The sequence below is a fragment of the Methylobacterium sp. J-077 genome, from assembly GCF_022829365.1.
Taxonomy (GTDB): Bacteria; Pseudomonadota; Alphaproteobacteria; order Rhizobiales; family Beijerinckiaceae; genus Methylobacterium.
In genome coordinates this window covers 1-767 of record NZ_JAKSYJ010000180.1, presented here as the reverse complement: position 1 = coordinate 767, position 767 = coordinate 1, and the positions used below count along the sequence as shown (strand labels likewise).

The window sequence follows — 767 nt, the reverse complement described above, 5'->3', positions numbered from 1 at the left end:
GGTCTGCGCGCCAACCCGATCATCCAGAAGGGCTACGACCTCCTGATGCTGGAGAACGCGTTATACGAGGCGATCGCCCGGGCAAGGACCCGTGCGGGTCGGGTGGAGAACCTACGCCGGGTCGCCGCGATCGCCGGCCGTCCGATGGAGCAGCGGCAGGACGCGTTTTTGGTTGCTGTCGATGTCGCCGATCAGGAGGGTATCAGCGAGATCGAGGACAAGGCGCTGACCGAGATCGCCGCGGCCCTCATCGTCAATAAGTCTGAGCTGATGCAAACTGCGGTGGCTCGGGTTACACCTCGGCAGTGAGCCATGGCGTGGTGGCATCATCGTTCGAGAGCAGGGCGAACAGCCGACCCAACACCTCGCATAGACGTGATCGAGCCGCGCGCACCCGATTAACCTCGTTCAGAGCACGGCGTTCGTGGAATGGCTATGGCGCCAGCATGGCAAACCGGCTCATGACCCTAGACCTGCTAGCCACCCTCGACATCGTGGATGACGATGTCGCTGCCGTAGTGGACGCATACATGACTGACCCGGCCTCTGGTCACGTCTCGTTTGGCGAAGGCTATCGCATTGACCCGGCTGCCGCCGTCGCCGATCACCCTTTCGCCAACACGCTGATCCGTCAACCTTGGGCAAGCCCGGAGCTTCGACGAGCTGCCGTCCGTGCTGCCATCATGCTTGCCCAGCCAGAGCGGCTGTAGCGGTGGAGTCTGCCCCTGAGCGCATGGCCTAGCGCCTTCCTGCCTGGAATGAGGTGC

At 63.2% G+C, this 767-nt stretch carries 1 protein-coding gene and 1 pseudogene; both read left to right on the top strand.

Annotated features, from left to right (window positions below; all coding sequences use genetic code 11):
* Positions 1-309, top strand: a pseudogene (locus tag MKL11_RS22160) (Tellurite resistance protein TerB); the annotation flags it as partial.
* Positions 310-461: 152 nt separating this feature from the next.
* A complete protein-coding gene (locus tag MKL11_RS22155) occupies positions 462-710 on the top strand; it encodes a hypothetical protein (RefSeq protein WP_243947355.1) in 249 nt (82 codons plus the stop codon).
* Positions 711-767: the final 57 nt, after the last annotated feature.

Excerpts from the sequence above, each read along its gene's own strand:
- MKL11_RS22155 (WP_243947355.1), top strand. The coding sequence starts at position 462 with ATGACCCTAGACCTGCTAGCCACCCTCGACATCGTGGATGACGATGTC.